At 74.0% G+C, this 23250-nt stretch carries 16 protein-coding genes; 11 read left to right on the top strand and 5 right to left on the bottom strand.

The annotated features are described in order from the left end of the window. The first annotated feature begins 87 nt into the window (after positions 1–87). On the top strand, positions 88–888 hold the full coding sequence (locus CHC11_RS24555; protein ID WP_245919685.1) for a TetR family transcriptional regulator: 801 nt from the start codon (positions 88–90) through the stop codon (positions 886–888). Between the two features lies 1 nt (position 889). Then, the gene (locus tag CHC11_RS24545; protein WP_089314143.1) at positions 890–2161 is read left to right on the top strand and encodes a cytochrome P450; all 1272 of its coding nucleotides are present in this window, start codon (positions 890–892) and stop codon (positions 2159–2161) included. Here the strand turns inward: CHC11_RS24545 and CHC11_RS24540 are convergent. After that, positions 2154–3206, bottom strand: coding sequence for an amidohydrolase family protein (locus tag CHC11_RS24540; RefSeq protein WP_089314142.1), 1053 nt, complete (start codon positions 3204–3206; stop codon positions 2154–2156). The two genes, CHC11_RS24545 and CHC11_RS24540, sit on opposite strands and share 8 nt — an antisense overlap. A 98-nt stretch (positions 3207–3304) precedes the next feature. Here CHC11_RS24540 and CHC11_RS24535 point away from each other — a divergent pair, with 98 nt between their 5' ends. From CHC11_RS24535 to dacB, 3 genes are all read left to right on the top strand, one after another. Then, positions 3305–3772 carry a MarR family winged helix-turn-helix transcriptional regulator gene (locus tag CHC11_RS24535; RefSeq protein ID WP_089314141.1) on the top strand — a complete coding sequence of 156 codons (468 nt, stop codon included), beginning with the start codon at positions 3305–3307 and terminating at the stop codon, positions 3770–3772. Between the two features lie 147 nt (positions 3773–3919). Next, a complete protein-coding gene (locus tag CHC11_RS24530) occupies positions 3920–4963 on the top strand; it encodes a maleylacetate reductase (protein WP_089314140.1) in 1044 nt (347 codons plus the stop codon). Between the two features lie 90 nt (positions 4964–5053). After that, positions 5054–6610 (top strand): D-alanyl-D-alanine carboxypeptidase/D-alanyl-D-alanine endopeptidase, encoded by a 1557-nt coding sequence (dacB, locus tag CHC11_RS24525; protein ID WP_089314139.1) that lies wholly within the window; start codon positions 5054–5056, stop codon positions 6608–6610. A 52-nt stretch (positions 6611–6662) separates the two neighbouring features. Here dacB and CHC11_RS24520 read toward each other — a convergent pair whose 3' ends face one another. After that, positions 6663–8054, bottom strand: coding sequence for a hypothetical protein (locus CHC11_RS24520; RefSeq protein ID WP_143227284.1), 1392 nt, complete (start codon positions 8052–8054; stop codon positions 6663–6665). A 184-nt stretch (positions 8055–8238) separates the two neighbouring features. Here CHC11_RS24520 and CHC11_RS24515 point away from each other — a divergent pair, with 184 nt between their 5' ends. The 5 genes from CHC11_RS24515 to CHC11_RS24495 all read left to right on the top strand — a co-directional run bounded on the left by CHC11_RS24515 (position 8239) and on the right by CHC11_RS24495 (position 13804). After that, complete coding sequence (locus CHC11_RS24515) at positions 8239–8580, top strand: HEAT repeat domain-containing protein (protein WP_218826225.1); 342 nt, start codon at positions 8239–8241, stop codon at positions 8578–8580. A 214-nt stretch (positions 8581–8794) separates the two neighbouring features. Continuing rightward, on the top strand, positions 8795–10420 hold the full coding sequence (locus CHC11_RS24510) for a B12-binding domain-containing radical SAM protein (protein ID WP_089314137.1): 1626 nt from the start codon (positions 8795–8797) through the stop codon (positions 10418–10420). Positions 10421–10437: 17 nt separating this feature from the next. Continuing rightward, a complete protein-coding gene (locus tag CHC11_RS24505; RefSeq protein ID WP_089314136.1) occupies positions 10438–10833 on the top strand; it encodes a hypothetical protein in 396 nt (131 codons plus the stop codon). 27 nt (positions 10834–10860) lie between these two features. Continuing rightward, on the top strand, positions 10861–11142 hold the full coding sequence (locus tag CHC11_RS24500; protein ID WP_089314135.1) for a hypothetical protein: 282 nt from the start codon (positions 10861–10863) through the stop codon (positions 11140–11142). Positions 11143–11146: 4 nt separating this feature from the next. Next, on the top strand, positions 11147–13804 hold the full coding sequence (locus CHC11_RS24495; RefSeq protein WP_089314134.1) for a class III lanthionine synthetase LanKC N-terminal domain-containing protein: 2658 nt from the start codon (positions 11147–11149) through the stop codon (positions 13802–13804). 43 nt (positions 13805–13847) lie between these two features. On the opposite strand, the gene CHC11_RS24490 is transcribed toward CHC11_RS24495, so the two are convergent. The 3 genes from CHC11_RS24490 to CHC11_RS24480 all read right to left on the bottom strand — a co-directional run bounded on the left by CHC11_RS24490 (position 13848) and on the right by CHC11_RS24480 (position 22202). Beyond that, positions 13848–19364: an ATP-binding protein gene (locus tag CHC11_RS24490; protein ID WP_089314133.1), complete on the bottom strand. Its 5517-nt coding sequence runs from the start codon at positions 19362–19364 to the stop codon at positions 13848–13850. A gap of 205 nt (positions 19365–19569) precedes the next feature. Continuing rightward, positions 19570–20982 (bottom strand): B12-binding domain-containing radical SAM protein, encoded by a 1413-nt coding sequence (locus tag CHC11_RS24485; RefSeq protein ID WP_089314132.1) that lies wholly within the window; start codon positions 20980–20982, stop codon positions 19570–19572. Continuing rightward, complete coding sequence (locus CHC11_RS24480; protein WP_089314131.1) at positions 20973–22202, bottom strand: MFS transporter; 1230 nt, start codon at positions 22200–22202, stop codon at positions 20973–20975. Before CHC11_RS24480 ends, CHC11_RS24485 begins: the two co-directional genes overlap by 10 nt. Before the next feature lie 59 nt (positions 22203–22261). Here CHC11_RS24480 and CHC11_RS24475 point away from each other — a divergent pair, with 59 nt between their 5' ends. Beyond that, on the top strand, positions 22262–23242 hold the full coding sequence (locus CHC11_RS24475; RefSeq protein WP_089314130.1) for an ArsR/SmtB family transcription factor: 981 nt from the start codon (positions 22262–22264) through the stop codon (positions 23240–23242). Positions 23243–23250: the final 8 nt, after the last annotated feature.

Here is a 23250-nt window from a genome sequence, read left to right as displayed (position 1 = left end):
GGCGGACCCGGCGTCAAGGGCCCGCCGGGAACCACCCGTCGCGCCGGGGCCCTTGACCCCTCAAATGAACGCTCGTTTAATTTCGGTATGGGGCGTATTGCGGGCGTCACTCGCGCGGAGACGCGGGAGCGGCTGCTGAGCGCCGCGGCCGACGAGTTCGCGCGGCGCGGCTACGACGGGACGCGCGTCGCCGACATCGCGCGGGCCGCCGGCGTCAGCAACGGCGCCCTGTACGCGCACTTCGACTCGAAGGCCGAGCTGCTGGTGGCCGCGCTCCGCGCGCACGGGCGGCGGCTGCTGGCCGACCTGTTCGACGCCGACCCGGACCGCCCGGTCGTCGAGCTGCTGCTCGCCATCGGGCGGTGGCTGCCGAAGCGCCGCGACGCCCGCGCCCACCTCGTCGTGGAGGCCCTCGTCGCGGCCCGCCGGGACGAGGAGGTCGCCCGTCCCATGCGCGACTACGTCGGCGAGCGCGGCGACTGGCTCGCCGGGCTCATGCGCATCGCCCAGGCGGGCGAGGAGATGGATCCGGCGCTGTCGCCGAACGCGCTCGCCCACCTCTGCCTGGTGCTCGGGATGGGAAGCGCGCTCATCCCGCCGGACATGCACGCCGTCGGGGACGAGGAGTGGGCGGCGCTGCTCGCGCGGATCGTGGCCGCGCTCGCGCCGGCCCCAGGGAGGAACACAGTGAAGGTGCGGATCGACCCGAAGCGCTGCCAGGGGCACGGCCGGTGCTACGACCTGGCCCCCGGCCTGTTCGGCGAGGACGACGAGGGCTACGGCACGGTCCTCGGGGACGGCGCCGTCCCCGGGGGTGGGGAGCACGAGGCCCGCCTGGCGGGCGCGAACTGTCCCGAGCGAGCGGTCGACGTCCTCAGGGAGGCGTGAGATGACCGCGGACGACCGCTTCGGCAAGAGCTTCAGGGAGGAGCGGGAGAGTCGCCCGCTCGGCACGCGCAACGAGGCCGTCACGGGCCCGGTCTCCGACTGGGCGACCGACTTCTCCCACCTGGAACCGGAATGGGCCGCCGACCCGTATCCGATCCAGGACGACCTGCGGCGGCGCTGCCCGGTCGCGCGGACCGAGCGGTTCGGCGGCGGCTGGCTGCCGACCCGCTACGAGGACGTCGCGGCGATCGCCTACGACACCGAGCGCTTCACCTCCCGCTCGGTCGTGATGAGCAACTTCCGGCCGCCGCGCGAGGTGGCGCCGGTGGGCGTCACACCGCCGATCTCCTCCGACCCGCCGTTCCACCACGACGCGCGCAGGCTGCTGCTCCCGGCGTTCAAGAAGTCCGCCGTGGCGCGGCTGGAGCCCGCGACCAGGGCGTACTGCCACGAGCTCATCGACTCCTTCGAGGGCCGCGACGTCGTGGACGCCGCCCAGGAGTACGCGCAGCACATCCCGATCCGGGTCATCGCCGACATGCTCGGCTTCCCCTCCGAGGACGGGCCCCGGTTCCGCGAGTTCGTCGAGAACACCCTCGAAGGCGTCAACCTCCCTCCGGACGAGCGCATCGCGCGGATGGACAAGCTGTTCGACTACCTGCTGGAGCAGATCCGCGACCACGTCGCGAACCCGCGCGACGACCTCACCACCTACCTCGTCGAAGCCGAGCTGTACGGGCGCAGGCTCGAACCGTCCCACGTCTCGGGGACGATGGCGCTGCTGCTCATCGCGGGGATCGACACCACCTGGAGCGCGATCGGCGCCTCGCTGTGGCACCTGGCGAAGACGCCCGCGGACCGCGAGCGCCTCGTCGCCGACCCGTCGCTGGTGCCGACCGCGATGGAGGAGTTCCTGCGCGCCTTCGCGCCCGTGACGATGGCGAGGCTGGTGCGGGAGGACATGACCTGGCGCGGCGTCGAGATGAAGGCCGACGACTGGATCCTGCTGTCGTTCCCCGCCGCCAACCGCGACCCGGCGCAGTTCGACCGGGCGGACGAGATCGCCATCGACCGCGAGGTCAACCGGCACGCCGCCTTCGGCCTCGGCATCCACCGCTGCGTCGGCTCGCACCTGGCCCGCATGGAGCTGCGCGTGGCCCTCGAAGTCTGGCTGGAACGCATCCCGTCCTTCTCCCTGGCCGACCCGGCGGCGGTCACCTGGGCCGCCGGCCAGGTCCGCGGCCCCCGCACCCTCCCCGTCGGCATCACCTGAGGCGTTCGGCCAGCCGGGGGAGCAGTCGGAGGGCGTTCGCCCGGTCGACGGCGTGGTGGGCGCGGTCGTCCAGCACCGGGTCGCGGTCGAGGTCCCGGGTGTTCAGCGCGACCTCGCGGGCGGTGTTGGCGGGCCAGTCGGTGCCGAACAGGACGCGGTCGGCGCCGACGGCGGCGATCAGGGACGGTGTGGCGTAGGGGGACGCCGGCAGGGCCGTGTCGTAGTGGAACCGGCGGAGCGCCGGACGCATCCGCGCCGGGAGCGGGCCGCCGTCCTCGCGGGCCGAGCGCTCGGCGCGGCCCGCCATGTACGGCAGGAAGCCGCCGCCGTGGGACAGGATGACCGACACCCTCGGGTACCGGTCGAGGGTCCCGGCGGCGATGAGGCCGAGCGCGGTGCGGGTGGTGTCGAGCAGGTAGTCGGCGAGCCAGTCCCCGACGCCCGGGGCCTCGGCCAGGCCCTTCGGGGCGACCGGGTGGGTGAACACCACCGCGCGGCGCCGGTCGAGTTCGGCCCAGAGCGGGTCGAACATCGGTTCCCCGAGGTAGTGCCCGTCGGCCGAGGTGTTGAGGAGCACCCCGTCCGCGCCCAGGTCGTCGAGCGCGTGGGCGAGCTGCCGCACGGCCAGGTCGGGGTGGAGCATCGCCACGTTGGCGAAGAAGCCGAACCTCGTGGGGTGCTCGCGCACCAGTTCGGCCAGCGACTCGTTGCACACCTGGACGCCCGAGGCGGCGACCTTCCGGTCCCTGAACACCTCGGCGGGCACCGGCGCGGAGGCCACTCCGGCGGCGATGCCGCTGGTGTTCATCGTCCGCAGGGTGTCCGGCAGCGTCCACTGGGCCCAGGACGGCCCGCCGGTCGGCGGGAGGAGGCCCTGCTCGACCGCCCACTGCCGCATCCGGGGCGGGACGGCGTGGTGGTGGGTGTCGATCCTGCCGCGCGACCGCCGGGGGGTGGCGGCGGCCGCCTCGCCTGCCGGAACGGCGGCCGCGGCCATCGCCAGGCCGGTCACCTGCAGGACGCTTCGGCGGGTCGTCTCGGGCATGCGCGTCTCCACTCACTCGTTCGATGCGCCGCCCACCATGCTTTCTCTAATGAGAAAGTCTCAAGTGAGACTATATCAGCAACCCCTAAGCTGGGGCCATGCTCGACGACCTGCTCGAACGCCTCCTGTCCGAGGACGACGACCCCGCCGTCCGGCACGTGGGGCTCGGCATGCTGCTGGCCTCCGCGCACAACCGGAGCCGGGCGAGCTTGAACGACGAGCTGCGCCCCCTCGGCATCGACGTGCGCGGGTTCGGCATGCTGCTCGCCCTGGAGCTGTACGGGCCGTCCAGCCAGCGGCGGCTCATCGACCTCACCGGCATCGACAAGTCCACGATGGTGCGCATCGTCGACGAACTCGAAGGCGGCGGCCTGGTCCGGCGCGAGCGGGCCCCGCAGGACCGCCGGGCCCACTCGATCAGCCTGACCCCGCACGGGACGCGGACGCTGGAGAGCGGGCGGCGCGCCGGTGGCGACGTGGGCGAGCGGCTTTTCGGCGGTCTCGACGGCGAGGAGCGGGACCGGCTCGTCGCCTTGCTCCGCCGGATCGCCGAGCGCGCGGGTTGACCGGCGGCGGCTCCGGCGCCGGGACGTATCGCCTGGTCAGGACGGTACCGCAGGAGGACGCGTGTCACGTGGGAGACCGGCGGCGCTGAACAGGAGAGAGGTCGCGCACAGGAGAGTGAGCATGATCCGTTTGGCGAGCCGGTCCTGATGAGCAGTGCGGACGAGGTCGTCGTCCACGAGGCGCTGCCGTCCCGCGTCCTGGTCGGGCCGGGGGCGAGCGATCTCGTCGCGGACGAGGTCGCGCGGATCGGGGCGGGCAGGGTGCTGCTGGTCGCGGCGCCGTCCGCCGCCGGGCCCGCCGACCGGATCGCCGGGGCGCTCGGGGCCCGGCTCGCGGCGCGCTTCGACCGTCCGGCCCCGCACACCCCGGTCGCCGTGACGGCGCGCGCCCTGGAGGCGGCCGCGGGCGCGGACTGCGTGGTCGCGGTCGGCGGCGGATCCGCGATCGGCCTGGCCAAGGCGGTGTCGGCGCGGACCGGCATGCCGCAGGTCGCGGTGCCGACCACGTACGCGGGCTCGGAGATGACGCCCGTGCTGGGGGAGACCGAGGACGGGGTGAAGACCACGCGCCGCGCCCCCGGGCTGGCGCCCGGGACGGTCGTCTACGACCCCCGCCTCACCCTCGGCATGCCGTCCGGCCTGACCCGGACCAGCGCGATGAACGCGCTCGCCCACGCCGTCGAGGCCCTGTGGGCGCCGGACGCCACGACGGTCACCGACGCGCTGGCGACCGAGGCCGCCGCCGGCATCCTGGCCGCGCTGCCCGAGGTGCTCGACGACCCGACCGGACTGGAGGGGCGCGCGCGCCTCCAGTCGGCCGCGTGGCCCGCCGGGATCTGCCTGGCGCAGACCCGGATGGGGCTGCACCACCAGCTCGCGCACGTCCTCGGCGGCGCGTTCGGCCTCCCGCACGCCGAGCTGCACACGATGCTGCTGGCGCACGTCATGGCGTTCAACCTGCCCTCGGCGCCCGCCGCCTCGGCCCGGCTGACCCGGGTGGCCGGGCCGGACCCGGTCGCGGTCGTCGCCGCGCTCGCCCGGGCGCACCGGGGCCCGACCCGCCTGTCCGCACTGGGCGTCCCCCGCGAACGGCTCCGCGAGATGGCCGAGCGGGTGGCCGCCGATCCCTATCCCAACCCCCGGCGGCCGGACGCCGACGCGGTCGCGGAACTGCTCGACGCGATGTGGTGAGCGGCCGGCGGCGAACATCGACGCGGGGGACTGATGCCGGCCGTGTCGTTCCGCTGCCGTAGCCGGGCCGTTGCCCTACGCTCCCACCACATGCGTGGACCACTGGTGCGAATCACGTCCGTCCTGGTCGCCGGGACGTCCCTGCTCGCCGCTCCCGCCATGCACCCGGCGGCCGCGGCCGCCGCCAAGGGAGAAGCCGCCAAGGGAGATCTGGGCAAGGACCTCGACGCCATCCTCGCCGACGGCCGTCTCCAGGGCGCCACCGTGGGCGCCGTGGTGCGCGACGCCCGGACGGGCGCCGTCCGCTACTCGCGCGGCGCGACGGCGCCGGTGATGCCCGCCTCGAACATGAAGCTCTACACGTCGGGGGCGGCGCTGTCGCTGCTGGGGCCCGGGTACCGGTTCCGCACCGGCGTGTACGCCCGGACCGTGTCCGGATCGTCCGTCAAGGGCGACCTGTACCTCAAGGGCACGGGCGACCCGACGACGCGGGCCGCCGACTACGACCGGCTCGCCGCCCAGGTGGCGGCGCGGGGCGTCCGGCGCGTCGAGGGCGGCCTCGTCGCGGACGACACCTGGTTCGACGCCGTCCGCACGCCCTCCCACTGGGACCCCACCGACCTGCAGTACTACTACGCCGCGCAGACGTCCGCGCTGACCGTCGCCCCGAACGACGACTTCGACGCCGGGTCGGTCGAGGTGTCGGTGAAGCCGGGCGGCGCCGAGGGCGCACCGGTCGCGGTCGGGCTCGCCCCGGCCACCCGTACCGTCAGGATCGACAACAGGGCGGTCACGGGACGTCCCGGGACGCCGTCCACGCTGGCGGTGAACCGCGCCAACGGCACCGGCACCATCGTGGTCAGCGGCTCCCATCCGGCGGGCGCCGCGGCCTACACCACCCTGCGCACGGTCGAGAACCCCAGCCTGTACGCGGCGGACGTCTTCCGGAGCGCGCTCCGGGCGCACGGCGTCCAGGTGAAGGGCGCCACCGGGCGCGGCAGGACCCCGAAGCGCGCGGCCGCGCTCGCCGCCCGCTCCTCGATGCCGCTGTCGCGGCTGATGGTGCCGTTCCTCAAGCTCAGCAACAACATGGTCGCCGAGACCCTGGTCAAGGCGATCGGCCGGGAGAAGGCGGGCAGGGGGAGCTGGACGGCGGGGCTGCCCGTGGTCGAGCGCTACGCCCGCGGCCAGGGCGTCCCCGCCGCGCGGCTGGAGATGGCCGACGGATCCGGGCTGTCGCGCGAGAACCGCACGACCGCGCAGGACGTCAGCACCATCCTGAAGAAGGCGCAGGCCGCGCCCTGGTTCAGCACCTGGTACCGGGCGCTGCCGGTCGCCGGCGACCCGGACCGCCTCGACGGAGGCACCCTGCGGTCGCGGATGCGGAACACCCCGGCCGCGGGCAACGTGCACGCCAAGACCGGGACGCTGACCGGCGCCTCCGCGCTGTCGGGCTACGTCACCGACCCGTCCGGGCGGCGGCTCGTCTTCTCGGTCGTGCTGAACGGCTACCAGGGCGCGGCGCCCAAGGACATCGAGGACAGGGTCGCGATCCGGCTGGCCGGGGGAGACCCCGCCGCGGTCCGGAGCTTCCGCGTCTCCGGGAACGCCCCGCAGCTGGAGTGCTCCTGGACCGGCCGCTGCTGATCCCGGACGGGGCGCGTCCCGCTGACGGCGGAACGCGCCCCGCCGGCGCGGATCACCCCCGGTGCCCGGGGATGTAGAGGCGGACGTCGTCGACGTACGCCTCGCCCTCGTAGTAGTTCAGGTGCGGGTCGCCGATGATGAAGGAGTCGGGGTAGGCCGAGCCCTTGGGCCAGCTGTGCTCGGTCGTGTACGTACCGGCAGGTCCCTTGTGGACGAGCCGGCGGTCGAACCGGCCGTCGTACTCGCCGGGCGTCTGGTTGTAGTGCCAGATGGGGCGCCCGTTCTCCACGAAGTCGTGGTGGACGCGCAGCGTGGCCTGCCCGGTGTGCAGGAACGGGCCGCTCATCTCCAGCGTGTACCCGGTGCGGTCGCGCTCGATCGCGAACCGGTAGGCGGCCTTCGGCAGCAGTTCCGGCCGCAGCTCGGCGCTGGTGAGGTGCCCCTCGAACCGGCCGCCCGGCCCGTACCGCCGGTCCATGGACGCCTCCCCGCACGCGGTCTTGGCGTAGTACTCGTTGCTGATGTTGTTGTTGGCGGTCTCGCGGAACAGGTCGCCGCGCGGGAACAGCGCGTTGACGCCGTTGAAGGTGCCGTCGAACGTCCGGTACATCGTGCGGGTCTTCGGGTTGCAGGTCGCGGCGTTCTTCCAGCGGGCGTCGTCGCTGTAGTAGCCGTCCATGATGGCCTTGCGCCGGAAGTGGATGCCGGGGTTGCCGTGCGGCGCCGGGTTCGCGTGGTCGAGGATCGTCAGGTAGTAGAACCCGTTCTCTCTCGTCACGTCGGGGTACTGGCACCGGGACCTGCCGGGCACCGCGCCCTGGAACGTCCACGGGTACCGGGTCTTGCACGGCTCCCTGGTGTACCCGTTGTGCCTGCCGTCGTAGTCGAACGTGCCGCCCCGCTCGCCGCCGAACCGGATGCCGCGCAGCGTCATCTCCACCCGGTAGTACCGGGGCAGCGGGCGGGTCGGCCGGATCAGCACCCCCGCGTCCCAGCTCGGCTCGGAGATCCGGGCGACGTGGTGCCCGCCCGGCAGCGTCACGGCCGACAGCCCGGGCCGGGAGTCGGGTCGCCCGTCGTGGTCCTTGTCGACCGCGGCGACCTCCGCCGTCAGCCACCCCTCGCGCCCGAAGGCGACCCGCTTGCGGAACACGTTGAGGGTCTTCATCTGCCGCTCGAACAGCGGCCCGCTCATCTTCTTCCAGGCCGCCCCGTCGTCGTCGAACGCGTCGACGTGCCACGGGCCGCGCGGCCCCTGCGGGTCCAGCCGCCACGGCGACCCGTCGACGCGCAGCGGCCGGTCGAACTCCTCCTGCGCGACCAGCCTCCACCGGCCGCCTCCGGAGGCTCCGGTTCCGGAGGCCCCGACCGACCACCCCGCGGACACGACCGCGGCGGCGGCCGTCCCGGCGGCCACGCCCGCCACTTTCCAGCTCGTCCTCAAGACGCACACCCCTCCTCGCGGAGCGCGCGGACGCGCTCCGGCCCCGAACGTCGCAACGCATCGCAATTATAAGAACACGGAGTGTGACGAACAGGGAAGGCGGGCGCTTCGGCGCCGTCGGCCGGCCACGCCCCGCCCGTTGGTCGGGGTGCGTTCTGTCGGGAGGCGGTCGTAGGGTCGGCGCATGTCGCGGCGGCGTTTCGATCAGGCCATGCAGCTCATGCGGACGAGGGAGCCGCGGATCCGGGAGGACGCGTTCGACTTCCTGCGCGAGCACGCCGACGCCTACGTCGGCGAGCTGGTCGCGGAGTTCGCGGCCGAGCGGGACGACCCCCGCCTGCGCTGCTGGCTGCTCGAACTGATCGCCGAGGCCCGGTCGCCGGAGGCCCTGGAGGTGTTCCGCGGCCAGCTGGAGAGCCCCGACGAGTCGCTGCGGTTCTGGGCGGTCCGCGGTCTGGAGATGCTCGACACCCGCGAGGCCGACGAGGCCCTCGACCAGGCGCAGGCCGGCGGCTGGATCTCCTAGCGCCCGGCAGGGCGCGGGCCTCTTTCGGTGACGACTCTAACGGCGTTTTCGGGCATTGATCACTTTACCGTCCCTTGACCTGGAATTCGGGCCGGGACGACCATTAACCCGTTAACGGGGATGCGGGGAAAGGGGTGCGGGGGGAGAGGCGGCGGCGCAATTGATCGCGCGGCGCGCATTCCCCCGTCCGGTCTTTCTCGGACGGGAGAAGGCCGTGAAGGTTCTGCTCGTCGAACCGCCGATCATGGATTATCGCGGCGGAGCCGCGGGGGCCGGGGATCTGCGCTCCATCGCGATGGACGCCGTGCGGGAGTGCCCGCCGTACGGGATCTACCTGCTGGCCTCGGTGCTGCGCGCGGAGGGCCACGAGGTGGTGCTCGCCGATCTGATCGCCGCGGCCGGCCACCGGCTCACGGCCTGGGCGGCCGATCTGGAGAACTGCGATCTGGTCGGAATCGGCGCCACGTCGATGTCGTGGCCGACCGCGCGCGTGGTGATCCGGGAAGTCCGGCGCGAACGGCCGGACGTGCCGATCGTCCTCGGCGGGATCCATCCGACGATGTTCGACGAGTACATTCTCGGCGCCTTCCCGGTGGACTATGTGATCCGCGGGGAGGCGGAAACGGGTCTGCCCGCGCTGTGCACGGCCATTTCCGAGGGTTCCGGTCTCGACCGGGTCCCGAACCTCAGCCGCCGGGAGGCCGACGGAACGATCACGCGGAACGCCCTCGCCCCCAAGATGGCGGCGGAGCGGCTGGCGGAGTTCCCCGTCCCCGACTACGCGGAGGTCCCGGCCGGCGTCTACAAGGGGCTGGCGATCGAGTCGTCGCGGGGCTGCGCCTTCGACTGCTCGTTCTGCAGCACCTCCTACCGGCGCACCTGGCGGGGCCTGGAGCCCGAGGCGTTCGTCGACCGCCTGGAGGCCGTGCTGCCGCACCTCGACCGCACGCTCTACCGGACCGTCCACATCATCGACGACGAGTTCTCGATGAACCCCCGCCGGGCCACCGCCATCGCCGAGACCATCGCCCGCCGCGGGCTGCGGCCCCTGCTGGTGTACGACTCGCGCGCGACCGACCTGCTGTACGAGCCGTACGTGCCCGCCATCGCGCCGTTCACCTGCCAGTTCCTGATCGGCGCCGAGTGCGGCTACGACGAGGGGCTGAAGCTCGTCGGCAAGGGCACGACCTGCGACATCCTCGAACGGGCCGCGCGCCGGCTCCAGCAGTTCGGCATCAGCGACCGGGCCGACTTCTCCTTCATCCTCGGCCTGCCCTGGGAGACGAAGGCCGAGGTCGAGAAGACCATCCGGTTCGCCGTGCGCCTGCACGCGCTGTACGGCGTCCGGATCCTGCTCCAGTGGTACTGCCAGATCCCCGGATCGAGGCTGTGGCAGGCCGACCGCGCCCGGGGCGTGGTGAACGAGACCATGTACAACGACTTCGGCTTCTTCCGCGACCTCTACCTGTTCCGGTCCGGGGTCCGGCTGACCCCCGAGGAGATCTGGGAGATCGGCGACCTGGTCGAGCAGCTCAAGGCCGTGGCGCTGATCCGCACCCCCGGCCGGCGCATGATCGAGTTCGCGTTCCCCCAGGCCGTCCACGACTTCTACCCCCGGACGGTCCTCCGGCGGCCGGGCACCGGCCTGCGCAGCCTGCGCGAGGTCTCCCGGGCGCCCAAGCCCCTCCGCGCGTCCGACCTGCCGCCCGAGGCCGCGCCCCCGCCCGGCGCGGGCGCCGGGCCCGTGAACGTCGGGATACCGCAACGCCACTTCATCGGCACGGACGACGACCCCGTGCCCGCCGGTCCCGACTGGGGACCGGAGTCACTCATGCGCTAGCCGGAGCGGAGACGACCATGACCACCCCATTCCCGATCGGCGAGGGCGTCGGCATCGACGCCGAGACCTTCGCGCGCGCCCTCGACGACCTGATCACCCGGCCCGAGATGCGGGACCGCCTCGAACACGACCCGGCGGGCACGCTCGCCGACCTCGGCGTGCGGGTCTCCGACGCCGAACGGGCCGAGATCGCGGGCCGGCGCCTGTCCGAACTGGTCCCGCGCGAGGTGCCGGGAGCCCGCGAGCCGGGGATCGGGCAGGTCGCCGAGACCTACGTGCACGTCGGCGTGGACGTCGCGGTCTCCGTGGTCGTCTCGGTGGCCGTCGCCGCCGAGGTCGAGAACGTCCAGCAGGAGATCGAGGCGCAGAGCATGCGGAAGATGATCGAGCGCCGCGGGCCGGGCACGGCCTGACGGCGGGAACGGGGAGGAGATCGCGTCATGAGCGAGAACCTGGACGAGACGCGCGAGCAGGTGCGCCGGGTGCTGGCCCGCGCCGTGAGCGAGCCGGACTACGCCGAGGCGCTGCGCCGGGACCCGGGCCGGATGCTCGGGGACGCGGGCGTCGTGGAACCGATCATCGAGGACCTGACCCGGGAGCTGCGGCTCGCCGAGGGGCCCTTCGGGTGGTCGGGGCAGGCGCCCGAGACGGAGTGCGCCTTCACCTGCGACGGGATCTCGTGCATCGTCACCATCTGCGGATGCGTCCCGTTCACCACGTGATCCGGTGGCGTCCACGGTGAAGGGGGAGCACGCCGGAGCCGACGTCCCCGGGCTGCTGCGGGCGAGCCTGCCCGGCGCGGCCTGGGACGTCGAGGAGAACGGGGTGTGGGTCCGCGCGACCCGGCGCGGGCCGGCGGACCGTCCCGTCCAGGGGTGGAAGATCCACGTGTCGGCGCACGCGGGCGGCGCGGAGAGGGCGCTGCGCGCGGTGCTGCCGGTCCTGGCCGCGGGCAGGGCCGACTTCAAACTGGTCGGGACCGCCGCCGAGCTCGACCGGATGAACCGCGGCGAGCTGGGCCTCACCCAGGTCGGCAAGTGGCTGACGGTGTATCCCGACGACACGGCCGAGGCGGTGCGGCTCGCCGGGGAACTCGACCGGGCGACGCCCGGCCAGGCCGGTCCGCGCATCCCCTCCGACTACCCGCTGCGGCGCGACAGCGCCGTCCACTACCGGTACGGGGCGTTCAAGCTCATTCCCCTGCAACTGGAACCGGGCCACGTGGTGCCGGGGCTGTACGACGGCCGGGGCGCGCTGGTGGTCGACGACCGGCGCAGGCACGCTCCGGTGACGCTCGACCCGTTCGAGGCGTCCGGCGCGGCCGAGCGGGGCGACACCCCGCTGGAACGCGCGCTCGCGCACCGGTACCACGTGGTCGCGCGGCTGCACTGGACGCCGCGGGCCTCTGTGCACGCGGCGGTCGACCTGGAGCGGCTGCGGCAGTGCGTCGTCAAATGCGTCGACCGCCGGAGCGAGGGCGCGGCGGAGCGGCTGGCGCACGAGGCGGCGATGCTCCGCAGGCTGCAGGGGGCGGGGGTCTGCCCGGAGCTGTACGAGGTTCTGGTCGACGGCCCCGGAGGCGCCCTCGTGATGGAGGACGCCGGCGGGCGCAACATGGAGGAGCTGCTCAGCCGGCGGATGCGGCTGGGCCTGCTGTACGGGGACAAGGAGATCCGGTCCGTCGGGCGGCGGCTGCTGGCCCTCCTGGAGCACCTCCACCGCGACGGGATCGTCTACCGGGATCTGAAGCCGTCGAACGTGATGACCGACGGGGGCGGGCGCCTCCGGCTCATCGACTTCGAACTGGCCCACGACGTGCACGACCCGGAGCCGCCGCCCGCCGGGACGCGCGGCTACCTGTGCCCGCGCCGGGCGGCCGAGGGCGGCCCTCCGGAGCCGTCGGACGACGTCTACTCGCTGGGCGCGTTCCTCTACTACGCGGCCACCGGCGCCAATCCGAGCCATGCCCCCGAGCCGTACGACCTTCCGCGGCGGCCCGTCCGGCTGCTCAATCCCCAGGTGTCGGAACCACTGGAATCGCTGATCCTGGGCTGCCTTCGCGCGGAACCCGGCGCACGGCCGTCCCTGGCGGAGGTCGGACGCCTGCTCCGCCGCGCCCCGACCCGCGCCCCGACCCGCACCGCGACGCTCGCCGCCGGACCTCGCCACGACGCGCTCGAAACCGCGCACGCCCTGGCGGACGCGATGTGCGAGGACGCGCATCCCGCGGGCCCGGGCCTCGCCTGGACCAGCACGCACCCCTCGGCGCTGGGTCTGCCGCACCGTTTCCTCCACATCGGCGCGGCGGGATGCGTCCTCGCCCTCGCGGAGGCGGTCCGCCGGTTCGGCGTGCAGCGGCATCGCGACGTCCTGTCGGGGGCCGTGGAATGGCTCCGCTCGTCCGCGCCCTTCCCGGGCGCCGTGGTGCCCGGCTTCTACGTCGGAGAAGCCGGTGTGGGCGCCGCGCTGCTCGCGGCGGGCCAGGTGCTGGACGACGCCGCACCGGTCGAGGACGCGGCCCGGATCAGCGACGCGGTCGCCGGAATGGCCACCGGATCGCCCGACCTGATGAACGGTCGGGCGGGCATGCTCCGCTTCCACCTCCTCGTCCACCAGGAGACCGGCGACAAGCGGCACCTGGCCCACGCGGAGGCGGCGGGCCGCACCCTGCTGTCGTCCGCGGAGTCGCCCGCACCGGGGACGGCGTGCTGGCGGATACCGGAGGGCTTCGGAGAACTCGGCGGGAAGTCCCACTGCGGATACGCGCACGGCGCCGCCGGGATAGCCGACAGCCTCCTCGACCTCTTCCTCGCCACGGGCGACGAAAGGTACGCCCGGACGGCGTCCGCGGCGGCGGTCTGGCTGATGAGGCGGGCACGACCGGCCCTACCGGACGGCGAGGGCCGCGAATGGCCGAGCGTCGCCGAGGGCTCGGCGGGGGTCTGGTGCCACGGAGCCGCCGGCGTCGGCCGGTTCCTTCTCAACATGAACCGCGCGGGCCTCACCGACGACCTCCGGTGGCCGCGGGCCGCCGCGTCGATGGTGGCGCGCGGCGCCCGCTGGCTCGGGCCGTCCTACTGCCACGGCCTCGCCGGGAGCGTCGACTTCCTGCTCGACATGTACCAGCACACGCGCGACCGCGAGTACCACCGCCAGGCGACGGCGGCGATGCGGCTGCTGGAGGCCTTCAGGACCGACACCGGGGACGGCCGCGTCCGCTGGCGGAGCGACACGACCGGATGCGTCACTCCCGACTACATGGTCGGCTACGGCGGCGTCCTGGTCGCGACCCTGCGCTACGCCTCCGCGGACACCGCCCCCGGCCGGCTGACGGTGGACGGCTTCCGGCGCGAACCACCGGCGGCCGGCCCCCCGCACCGCTGACGCGCGGGGGCCGGTCCCGGCCCCCGCGCCCGGCGGCGCGGGGTCACCGCCGGCGGGACTCGATGGCCTCGATGATCCGCGGGCGCATCTCCGCGGCGCGGATGACGGCGTCGACGGAGCCGACCTCGACCGCGCGCCGGATGTCGTGCACGCGGTCGAACTCCGCGGCCACCTCGCCGAGCTTCTCCGTGCGGACCGTCGAGCGCAGCTCGTCCAGCTCCGCCGTCAGCGCGGCGCGGCCGGGGCCCGAGGACGCCGCGACGCGGCCCTCCAGGTCCCGCACCCGCGGGTCGGCGGCGGTCCGGGCGTTGACGTCGGCGGCGAACACCGCCGCGGCGGCCGGGGCGCCGCCGAGCACCGACGCGAACGAGCCCTCCAGGGCGAGCACGGTCATGTTCGGGTTCAGCGCCTTGGAGAACACCACGAACGCGCCGCCGTGGTACCGGGAGATCACGCAGAACACGATGGGGCCGCGGAAGTTGACGATCGCGCGGCCGATCTCGGCGCCGTACTCCAGCTGGAGCTGGCGCATCGACTCCGGCGAGCCGTCGAAGCCCGACAGGTTCGCCAGCACCACCAGCGGCCGGTTGCCGCTGGCCGCGTTGATCGCCCGCGCGGCCTTCTTGGACGACTTCGGGAACAGCGTGCCGGCGGTGTAGGCGTCCGGGCCGTCGGTGGGCGGGAAGCCGCGCCGCGGCACCGACTGCGACTCGATGCCGAGCAGGCACACCGGCATGCCGCCGAGATGCACGTCCTGCACCACGGCGGTCTCGGCGTCGGCCATGCCCGCCCAGCGCTCCAGCACCGGGTGGTCCTGGTCGGACAGCGCCCGCATCACGGTCCGGATGTCGAACGGCTTCTTGCGGTCCGGGTTCGCCGCGGCGGAGAAGATCTCGCCGACCGTGGTGAACTCGCTGCCCTCCAGGACGTGCGGGAAGGCGGAGACGTCGCGGTCGACGGGGTCGGTCGTGCCGGCGCCGCGCGGCCCCGGCTCCCCGGGCGCGACGTAGGTGTGGTCGTAGTGCGACATCAGGATGTCCCGGGCGGCGATGAGGTTGGGCGCCCAGTACTGCGCCTGCCCGTTCGGCCCCATCACCCGGTCGTAGCCGCCGATGCCGAAGTTGTCCTCGGCCGAGACGCCGCCGGAGAAGTCGAGCGCCTGCTTGCCGGTGAGCACCATCGCCGAGTCCGGCGTCATGACCAGGACGCCCTTGGTGTGCATGAGCATCGTCGCCTCGGCGTTCCAGTACGGCTGGGCGCCGACGTTGATGCCCGCGACGACGACGTTGATCTCGCCGCCGTCCTGGGTGAACTCGACGATCCGCTTGAGCGCCGCGGCCACCCAGTCCATGTTCTCCGTGCCCGAGTCCATGGAGACCCGGGCGCCCGAGGACAGCGCGTACCACTCCAGCGGCACCCGCATCCGCTCGGCCAGGTCCAGCGCGGCGATCACGCGGCGGCACTCGGGCTCCGACAGCGCGCCGAGCGACCTGGTCGGGTCGCCGAGTAGCACGACCCGGGTGACGCCCTGCGGGTGCCGCCGGGTCCGCTTGGTGACGACGCCCGCGACGATCGCCGCGGTGTTGCGCCCCTTCGGCCGGTCCACCGGCACCAGGGCGTGGTCGCCGTCGAGGTCGTGCTCGACGAAGTCGCCGAGCAGGCCGGTCAGCTCGTACGGGTACACCGTGTTGCGGCTGCTCGCCCGCAGCACCTTCTGCCGGTAGCCGTCGAGCGGCTCGACCGGCGCGTCCGACGGCGCGCCGACGGTCAGCCGGGTGCCGCCCGTGGCGTCGAAGGAGACCCGGACGGCGACCTTGACCGGCTCGCCCGTCCGCGGGTCGCGCTGCCGCGCGATGAGCAGGACCTCCTCCAGCCCGGCGCCCGCGGCCGTCGGCAGCATGCGGCCCGCGAGCCGCTGCAGCTCGGCGCGGGTGAGGTCGCTCGTCGGCCAGACGTAGATCACGATGCGGTTGGTCGGGAAGCGCTTGGTGGACGGCCGCCGCGCCTGCGCCCGGCGGATCGAGTCCAGGCAGGTGGCGAGGGTGTACTCGGCCGTCGGCAGCGAGCGCAGCCTGCCGTCGCCGTCGCGCAGCGCGGTGAGGTCGCGCACCTGCGCGAACGCGACGAGCCGGTCGTCGGACGGGTTGTCGCGCGCCACGCACTGGAAGAGGTAGACCTCCTCGTCCGAGGACGGCAGCCGGGTGAGGTCGAACTTGTGCAGCCGCTCCATCTGCATCCGCTGCGCGATGAACGGGTGCAGGCCGCGGATCAGCCGCTCCTCGGCCATGCCCCCTGTGGGGGGACGACCCCCCACACCCCCCGGATCGCTCCGCTCATCCGTCCCGCCGCCCTCCGCCGGGCGGAACGTGAAGTGGTGGTGCATCACCGCGCCGCTGCTGCCCGCGACGGTGGCGGTGAGCCTGCGGACCTGCGGCGGCAGCGGGTGCGCGTTGACGACCTCCTGCAGCGCGGCGGCCATCGCGTCGAAGTCCTCCGGCTGCCGCTCCCAGGACAGGTAGATGTCGGCGTCGACGCCCTCGTCGCCGTCGGCCAGCTCGGCGAGCCCGCGCAGCGCGGCGCCGAGCGCGTCGAAGCTCACCGCGGAGGAGACCAGGCGGGAGCCCGCGTGCTCGGCGACCGTGAACGCGCAGCCGCCGGCCTCCCGGGTGCGGACGCCGGTGAGGCCCTTGTTCCCGTAGTACCGCCGGGTGAGCACCTCCAGCATCACGGCGTTGTCGCCGTCGCCGCGGACGAGCCGCCGGCCGAGCAGCCGCACCAGCGGCTCGGTGCTGCGCACCATCTCGGCGATGAGCTCGTCGCGCTCCGGCGCGTCCGGGTGCGCGTCCAGGTGCCGCAGGTTGCGGCGGACGCGGGCGTAGACGGCGGCGCGGTTGCGGCGCAGCAGCGGCTGGGCGAACCAGGCGAACACCACGCCGCACGCCAGGTCGTAGACCACGGGGAACCGGACCTGCGTCGCGGCCACCAGCCGCTCCAGCGCGAGGCCGGCGGACTCGCGCAGCGCCTCGTCCGGCGGCGGCTCGCCCAGCCACTCGCGCAGCAGCGTCGCGACGACCGAGGCGTCGGCGGAGGCCCGCTGCTGGGCCAGGAAGATCCGGAACACCGCCGCCTCCAGCTCGGGGGAGCGCTCCAGGTCGGTGACGCCGTAGTGGCCGAGCGCCTTGGCGAGCTTGGCCTGGAACGCCTGGGGCAGACCCGCCCGCTCGACGTCGAGGCTCTGCAGGTAGGTGTGGAAGTACTCGCGGGCGCTGTGCATGTGGCCGCCGTCGGTGCCGTCGCCGCCCGCCGGCCGGTTGCGGCTCAGCTCGGCGAGGTCGGCGAACACGTCGACGAGCCCGAGCTCCTCGGCCACCGGCCGGTGCCCGTCCGCGGCGGCGGCCCGGCGCGCGGCGAGGTAGCCGTCCAGGGTCCGGCGCTCGTCGTGCGGGTCGACGTCGAATCCGAGCAGCAGGCTGCGCAGGTCCTCCTGGCCGCGCGCGGCGCGCTCGCGGGCCGGGACGGCCGCGGGCGCGGCCGGCAGGTCCAGTTCGACGGCCCCGACCGCCGCGACGTCCGCGACCTCGGCCTCGTCGGCGAGCGGCTCCAGCCGCAGCAGCGGCGCACCCGTCTCCACCTGGCTGCCGACGGAGACGACGCACTCCTTCAGCCGCGCCCTGAACGGCGCCCGCAGCACCGTCTCCATCTTCATGCTCTCCAGAACCAGCACCGGCGCGCCCGCCTCGACCTCGGCGCCGACCTCCAGGGGCGTGGCGACGACCAGCGCGGGCGCCGGCGAGCGGACGACGCCGCCCTCGTCGCGGCTGACCCGGTGCGCCACGCCGTCCACCTCGATGAAGTGGACCGGCCCGTGGGTGCCGGTGAGCAGGCGGTACCGGGAGCCGTTGACGGTGATCTGGCCGAGGTGCCGGTCGAAGCGTTCGAGTTCGACGTCGGCGGTCCGGACCTCGCCGCCCGCCTCGACGGCGACGCGGAACCGGTCCGCGCCGACCCTGGCCACCCGCACCCGGTAGCCGGCGCCGCGCAGCTTGAGGTCCAGCGGCCGGCCGCTCTCGTGCCGCGCCTGCGGGCGCCCGCCGGACGCCGTCGACAGCAGCCGCCGCCGCTCGGCGCCCTCCGCCTCCTCGTAGGCCTCGATGGCGGCGGCCGCGAGCGCGACGGCGGAGTGCCGGTGGGTGACCAGGCCGCCCTCGGCGCGGACGCGGTCGATCCAGCCGGTGTCGGCGCTCGCGTCGACCACCTCGGGCCGGTCGAGCAGGTCGAGCACGAAGCTCTTGTTCGTCGCGCCGCCCTCGATGATCACCGTGGTCTGGGTCATCGCGCGGCGCAACCGGCCGAGCGCCTCGTCCCGGTCGCGGCCGTAGGCGATGATCTTGGCGATCATCGAGTCGAAGTCGGCGGGGATCGTGTCGCCCTCGCTGACGCCGGTGTCCACCCGGATGCCCGGCCCGGCGGGCAGGTCCAGCCGGGCGATGCGGCCCGGCGAGGGGGCGAAGTCGCGGTCGGGGTCCTCGGCGTTCAGCCGCGCCTCGATCGCGTGCCCGCGCTCCACCGGCGGCGCGCCTTCGAGCCGTCCGCCGGAGGCCACGTGCAGCTGCGCCTTGACCAGGTCGACCCCGGTGGTGGACTCGGTGATCGGGTGCTCGACCTGGAGACGGGTGTTGACCTCCAGGAACGCGAACATGCGGTCGCCGGGGTGGTAGAGGAACTCCACGGTCGCCGCGCCGCGGTACCCGACCGCGACGGCGAGCCGCTCGGCCGACGCCTTCAGCTCGGCGGTCTGCTCGGCGCCGAGCACCGGCGACGCCGACTCCTCGATGATCTTCTGGTTGCGGCGCTGCACCGAGCAGTCGCGCACGCCGAGCGCCCACGCGCGCTCCCCGTCCGCGATCACCTGGACCTCGACGTGCCGGGCGCCGGTGACCAGGCGCTCCAGGAACACGACGCCGCTGCCGAACGCCCGCGCCGCCTCCTGGCTGGTGCGCTCGTAGGCGTCCGCCAGCTCGGCCTCGCTGGTGATCACTCGGATGCCGCGCCCGCCGCCGCCCGCGGTCGCCTTGAGCATCAGCGGGTAGCCGATCCGCGCCGCCGCCGCGATCGCCTCGTCCAGGGTGTCGACCGCGCCGCGGCTCCACGGCGCGACCGGCACGCCGACCTCCTCGGCGATCAGCTTCGCGCCGATCTTGTCGCCGAGCCGGCGCATGGCCTCCGCGCTCGGCCCGACGAAGGCCACCCCGATCCGGTCGCACAGCTCCGCGAAAGCCGGGTCCTCCGCGACGAAGCCCCAGCCGACCCACGCGGCGTCGGCGCCGCTCTCCACCAGCGCTCGCTCCAGGACCGCCAGGTCCAGGTACGGCCGGGCGGACGCGGGCCCGAGGTCGTAGGCCAGGTCCGCCTCGCGGACGAAGGTGGCCGTCCGGTCGACATCGGTGTACAGGGCGACGGTCTCGATCCGCGTCCCGCTCTCCGCGGCGATGTCCCGTACGGCGTGGATGAGCCGCATGGCGGCCTCACCCCGGTTCACGATGGCGACACGACTGAACACCCGACCGAGCCCTCCTGTTGAACGATGTGCGGCGCCGGGCCACGGCGCACCCGGACACGTTCACCTTTCCGCCCAGAGGGCGGCGGCGCCATGCCGCCGACAACGCACGCTGCGCCGCTGTAGTTGTAGGAAACCTGCAAAACCCGTTCCCCCGGTTGTGCGGGGAGCGAGCGGCGCGCAGACGTCGGCCCTCCGAGCGAGGGAATCAGGATACGGAAACCGACTCCGGGTCCCGGCGAGGTTCGAGGCGGGCCGGACGGCCGCCGAAGCCGGACAGGACCGATTCCAGCAGCGGCAGGGCACGGCCTGCCCGCTTCGCGCGGATGACCAGGTCCCAGGCGGGCTCGAACTTCTTCCAGCCGCCGGCGTAGGCGACGTGCCGGGCCTTGCCGCGCAGCGCCGGCTTGGTGGCGGCGCCGCGCAGGATCGAACCCCAGCGGTAGAAGTCGCGGTAGGCGCGCCAGTAGCCGTCCTCAAGCTGCCGGGCGGTCATCCTGGCGGGCTTGAAGACGACCGTGCGGGTGTCGTACCGGTCCCAGTCGGAGTGCAGGAGGCGGTCGGCCTTCGCCATGCGGCCGTAGAGGCGCGTGCCGGGATAGGGGGTCAGGATGTGGAAGGTGGCCGTCTCGATCCCCTGGCCGATCGCCCACTCGACGGTGCGGTCGAACACCGACGGGTCGTCCTCGTCCATCCCGAACACGAAGCTGCCGTTGACCATCACGCCGTTGTCGCGCAGCCGGCGGACCACCGCGCCGTAGTCGCGGTCGATGTTCTGCCACTTGCGCTGCTCGGTGAGGTTCCCGGCGTTGACGGTCTCGAAGCCGACGAACAGGCTCCGCAGCCCGGACTCGACGGCCTTCTCCAGGAGCCCCGGATTCAGCACCGCCTTCACCGTCCCGGCCGCCTGCCAGAGCCGTCCCATCCCGCGCATCCCGTCGAACAGCGCGGACGCGAACCGGGCGTTGCCGAACAGGTGGTCGTCCAGGAAGTACAGGTGCCGCCCCGGCAGCCGGTCGATCTCGGCGAGCGCCGCGTCGACCGTCTGGGTGTAGAACGACTTGCCGCCCTCGAAGAACGCCTCCTTGTAGCAGAAGTCGCACACGTGCGGGCAGCCGCGCGACACCACGATCGAGTTCGGCACGAGGTAGCGCTCGCGGGCGATGAGGTCGCGGCGGATCGGCGGCAGCGCCGCGAGCGTCCGCTCGGACGAGTCGTAGCGGGCGGCCGGGCGTCCGGCGCGCAGGTCGGCGAGGAAGCGGGGCCAGGTGTCCTCGCCGGGCCCGCAGAAGACCGTGTCGGCGTGCCGGGCCGCCTCGTCCGGGAGCGAGGTGACGTGCAGCCCGCCCAGGCAGACGTGGACGCCCCGGGCGCGGTACAGGTCGGCCAGCTCGTAGGCCCGCCGCGCGGAGGTGATGTAGACCTGGATCACCACGAGGTCGGGCTCGTCGGAGGTGTCGACCTTCTGCACGTGCTCGTCGGTCACCGTCACCTCGTCGTCCGGGTCGAGGTACCCGGCGAGCGTGGCCAGCCCGAGCGGCGGGAACAGCGAGTACTTGATCGGACGGAAGAACGGCGAGGTCGCCTCGGTCAGGGCCGGGAGGATCATCTTCACGCGCATGTCTCATTGGACGCCGCGCCGCCGCGCCGGTGGCGTCCGCCGTGTGCGGATCGTGTGGAGATTCCGTGCGGACGGAGGCCCGGGGCCAGGGCGAGGGTGACGGCCACCGAGGCGGCGGCCATGACCGCCATGGCGGCGGCGGGCGACGTCGCCTGCGCGGTACCGCCCGCCAGCGCCGCGCCGGCCCCCTGCATGGTGAGCATCCCGGACGAGTGCAGGCCGAGGGCGTGCCCGTGCATGGGGACGGGAGTCAGCGCCATGAGGCGGTCCTGCAGCAGTAGCGTCGACCCGTAGCCGGCGGAGGCCACGGCGACGGCGGCCGCGCCGAGCGGGAGCGGCGGGTCGACGGCGAACAGCAGGTAGGGGCCCGCCAGCAGGAGCAGCAGGGGCGAGCTCAGGCGCCCGCGCAGGCGGCTGGGGACGAACCGGCCCGTGGCGGTGTCGCCGATCAGCATGCCGACGGCCGCCGCGGCGAGCAGCAGCCCCCCGTGCCGCGGTGAGTAGGGGACGAAGAGGGCCTCGCAGCCGACGATCAGGCCGTTCGGCACCCACATCGCGAGGTAGGCGTACCGGCGCGGAGCCGAGGAGAGCAGCCGCACGGTGGTCCGCCAGGTCTCGCCGAGGCCCGGGCGCCCGGCCGCCCGGGGCGGCCGCCGGCTCAGGCCGGTGACCGCCGCCACCGCGGTGAGCAGGTAGAGCGCGGCGCCGGTGAGCAGGGCGCCCCGGGGCGAGAGCGCGACCACGAGGACACCGCCGACCGCGAAGCCGCAGATCTGCGTCATGCCCGCCGACATGTTCAGGACGGAGCGCCCGAGGAGGTACCCCTCGTCCGGCAGGATCTCGCTCAGCAGGCCGTAGCAGACGCCGCTCCTCAGCGAGGCGACCAGCCCGAGGCCCGCCACGACGGCGAGGAGTGCCGCGGGTGGAAGGCCGGGAACCGCCAGGACGGCCGTCCCCGCGCCGAAGAGCAGGGCCATGCAGGCGAGCGCGGTCCTCGGCGGCAGGCGGTCGGCGGCCGACAGCAGCGTCAGCGCGCCCGCCATCTGGGCGAACGAGCCGCCGAACATGCTCAGCGCCGACAGCAGCGGCGAGCGCGTCGACTCGTACACCAGCGTGCCGAGCGCCAGGCCGCTGACCGTCTGGGCGGACTCCTGGACCGTGAACGACGCGAGGAGCGGCGTGTACTCCGGGGCGCGGAGGAGATCCCGATACGTGCGCATGGCCGACAGGTTCGGGGCCGCCGCTCAGCGGCCGGTAGAGTTTCGCGAGGAGGCGAAACGTGAGCTTGTGGCTGGTCAACGCGGACACCCTCGCGAGCGGTCATTTCGTCATCTCCGCCCTGGCGGAGACCACCGCCTGTGTGAAGCTCCTGGAGAAGGGCGCCGCCGCGCACCCGGGGGAGCGGACCTGGCTCGACGCCCACCTGCCCGCCTACCGCCGGATGCTGCGGCGCGACCCGCTCACCGCCGCGCTGCTGGACGCCGCCCTCGGCGCCAGGACCAGGTGGAGCGCCGACTTCCTGACGCCGCCGCACCCGGGCGTGGGGTCGCCGCCGTTCCAGGAGGAGCTCGACACCGTCCGCCGGACTCCGCCGGAGCGGGCGCACGCCGACCTGGAGGTCTCGTTCGGCGGCCCCCTGCCCGCCGAGCTGCGCCGTCCCGACGCGGCCTGGCGGATCGCCGGCCTGCTGGAATGGGTGTGGACGCGCACCGTCGAGCCGGACTGGGAGCGCCGCCGCCGCGTCATCGAGGCCGACGCCGTCGCGCGCGCCGGGCAGCTGGGCCAGGGCGGATGGGCCGCCGCCCTCGACGACATGCGCCCCGGCATGCGCTGGCTCGGTGAGGGCCGCCTCCAGATCGACGCCTCCCCTTTCCCGTCGCGCGACATCTCCGGCGCCCGGCTTCTGTTCGTCCCGGTCACGCCCCGGACGGGCTGGGTGGCCTGGAAGGACCCGGACCCCGACCGTTACGCGATCGTCTACCCCTGCTCGGCCCCGCTGGCGGGCGCGGGCGAGGCCGCCGTCCCCGAGGCGCTCGAACGCCTCCTCGGCCCGGGGCGCGCCCGCGTCCTGGTCCTGCTCGCCACGCCGCTGAGCACCACGCAGCTCGTGGCCCTCACCGGCCAGGGGCTCGGGTCGGTCGGCCGCCACCTCCGGGTGCTCTTCGACGCCCGCCTGGTCGACCGCCGCCGCGCCGGACGCTCCGTCCTGTACTACCGGACGCCCACAGGCGAGTCGCTGGCGAACGGCCTCCGCGCATGACGGCGCAC

This window comes from Actinomadura mexicana (assembly GCF_900188105.1).
Lineage (GTDB): Bacteria > Actinomycetota > Actinomycetes > Streptosporangiales > Streptosporangiaceae > Spirillospora > Spirillospora mexicana.
Note: the sequence above shows the minus strand (reverse complement) of the source record. Positions and strands in the feature narration are given on the sequence as shown.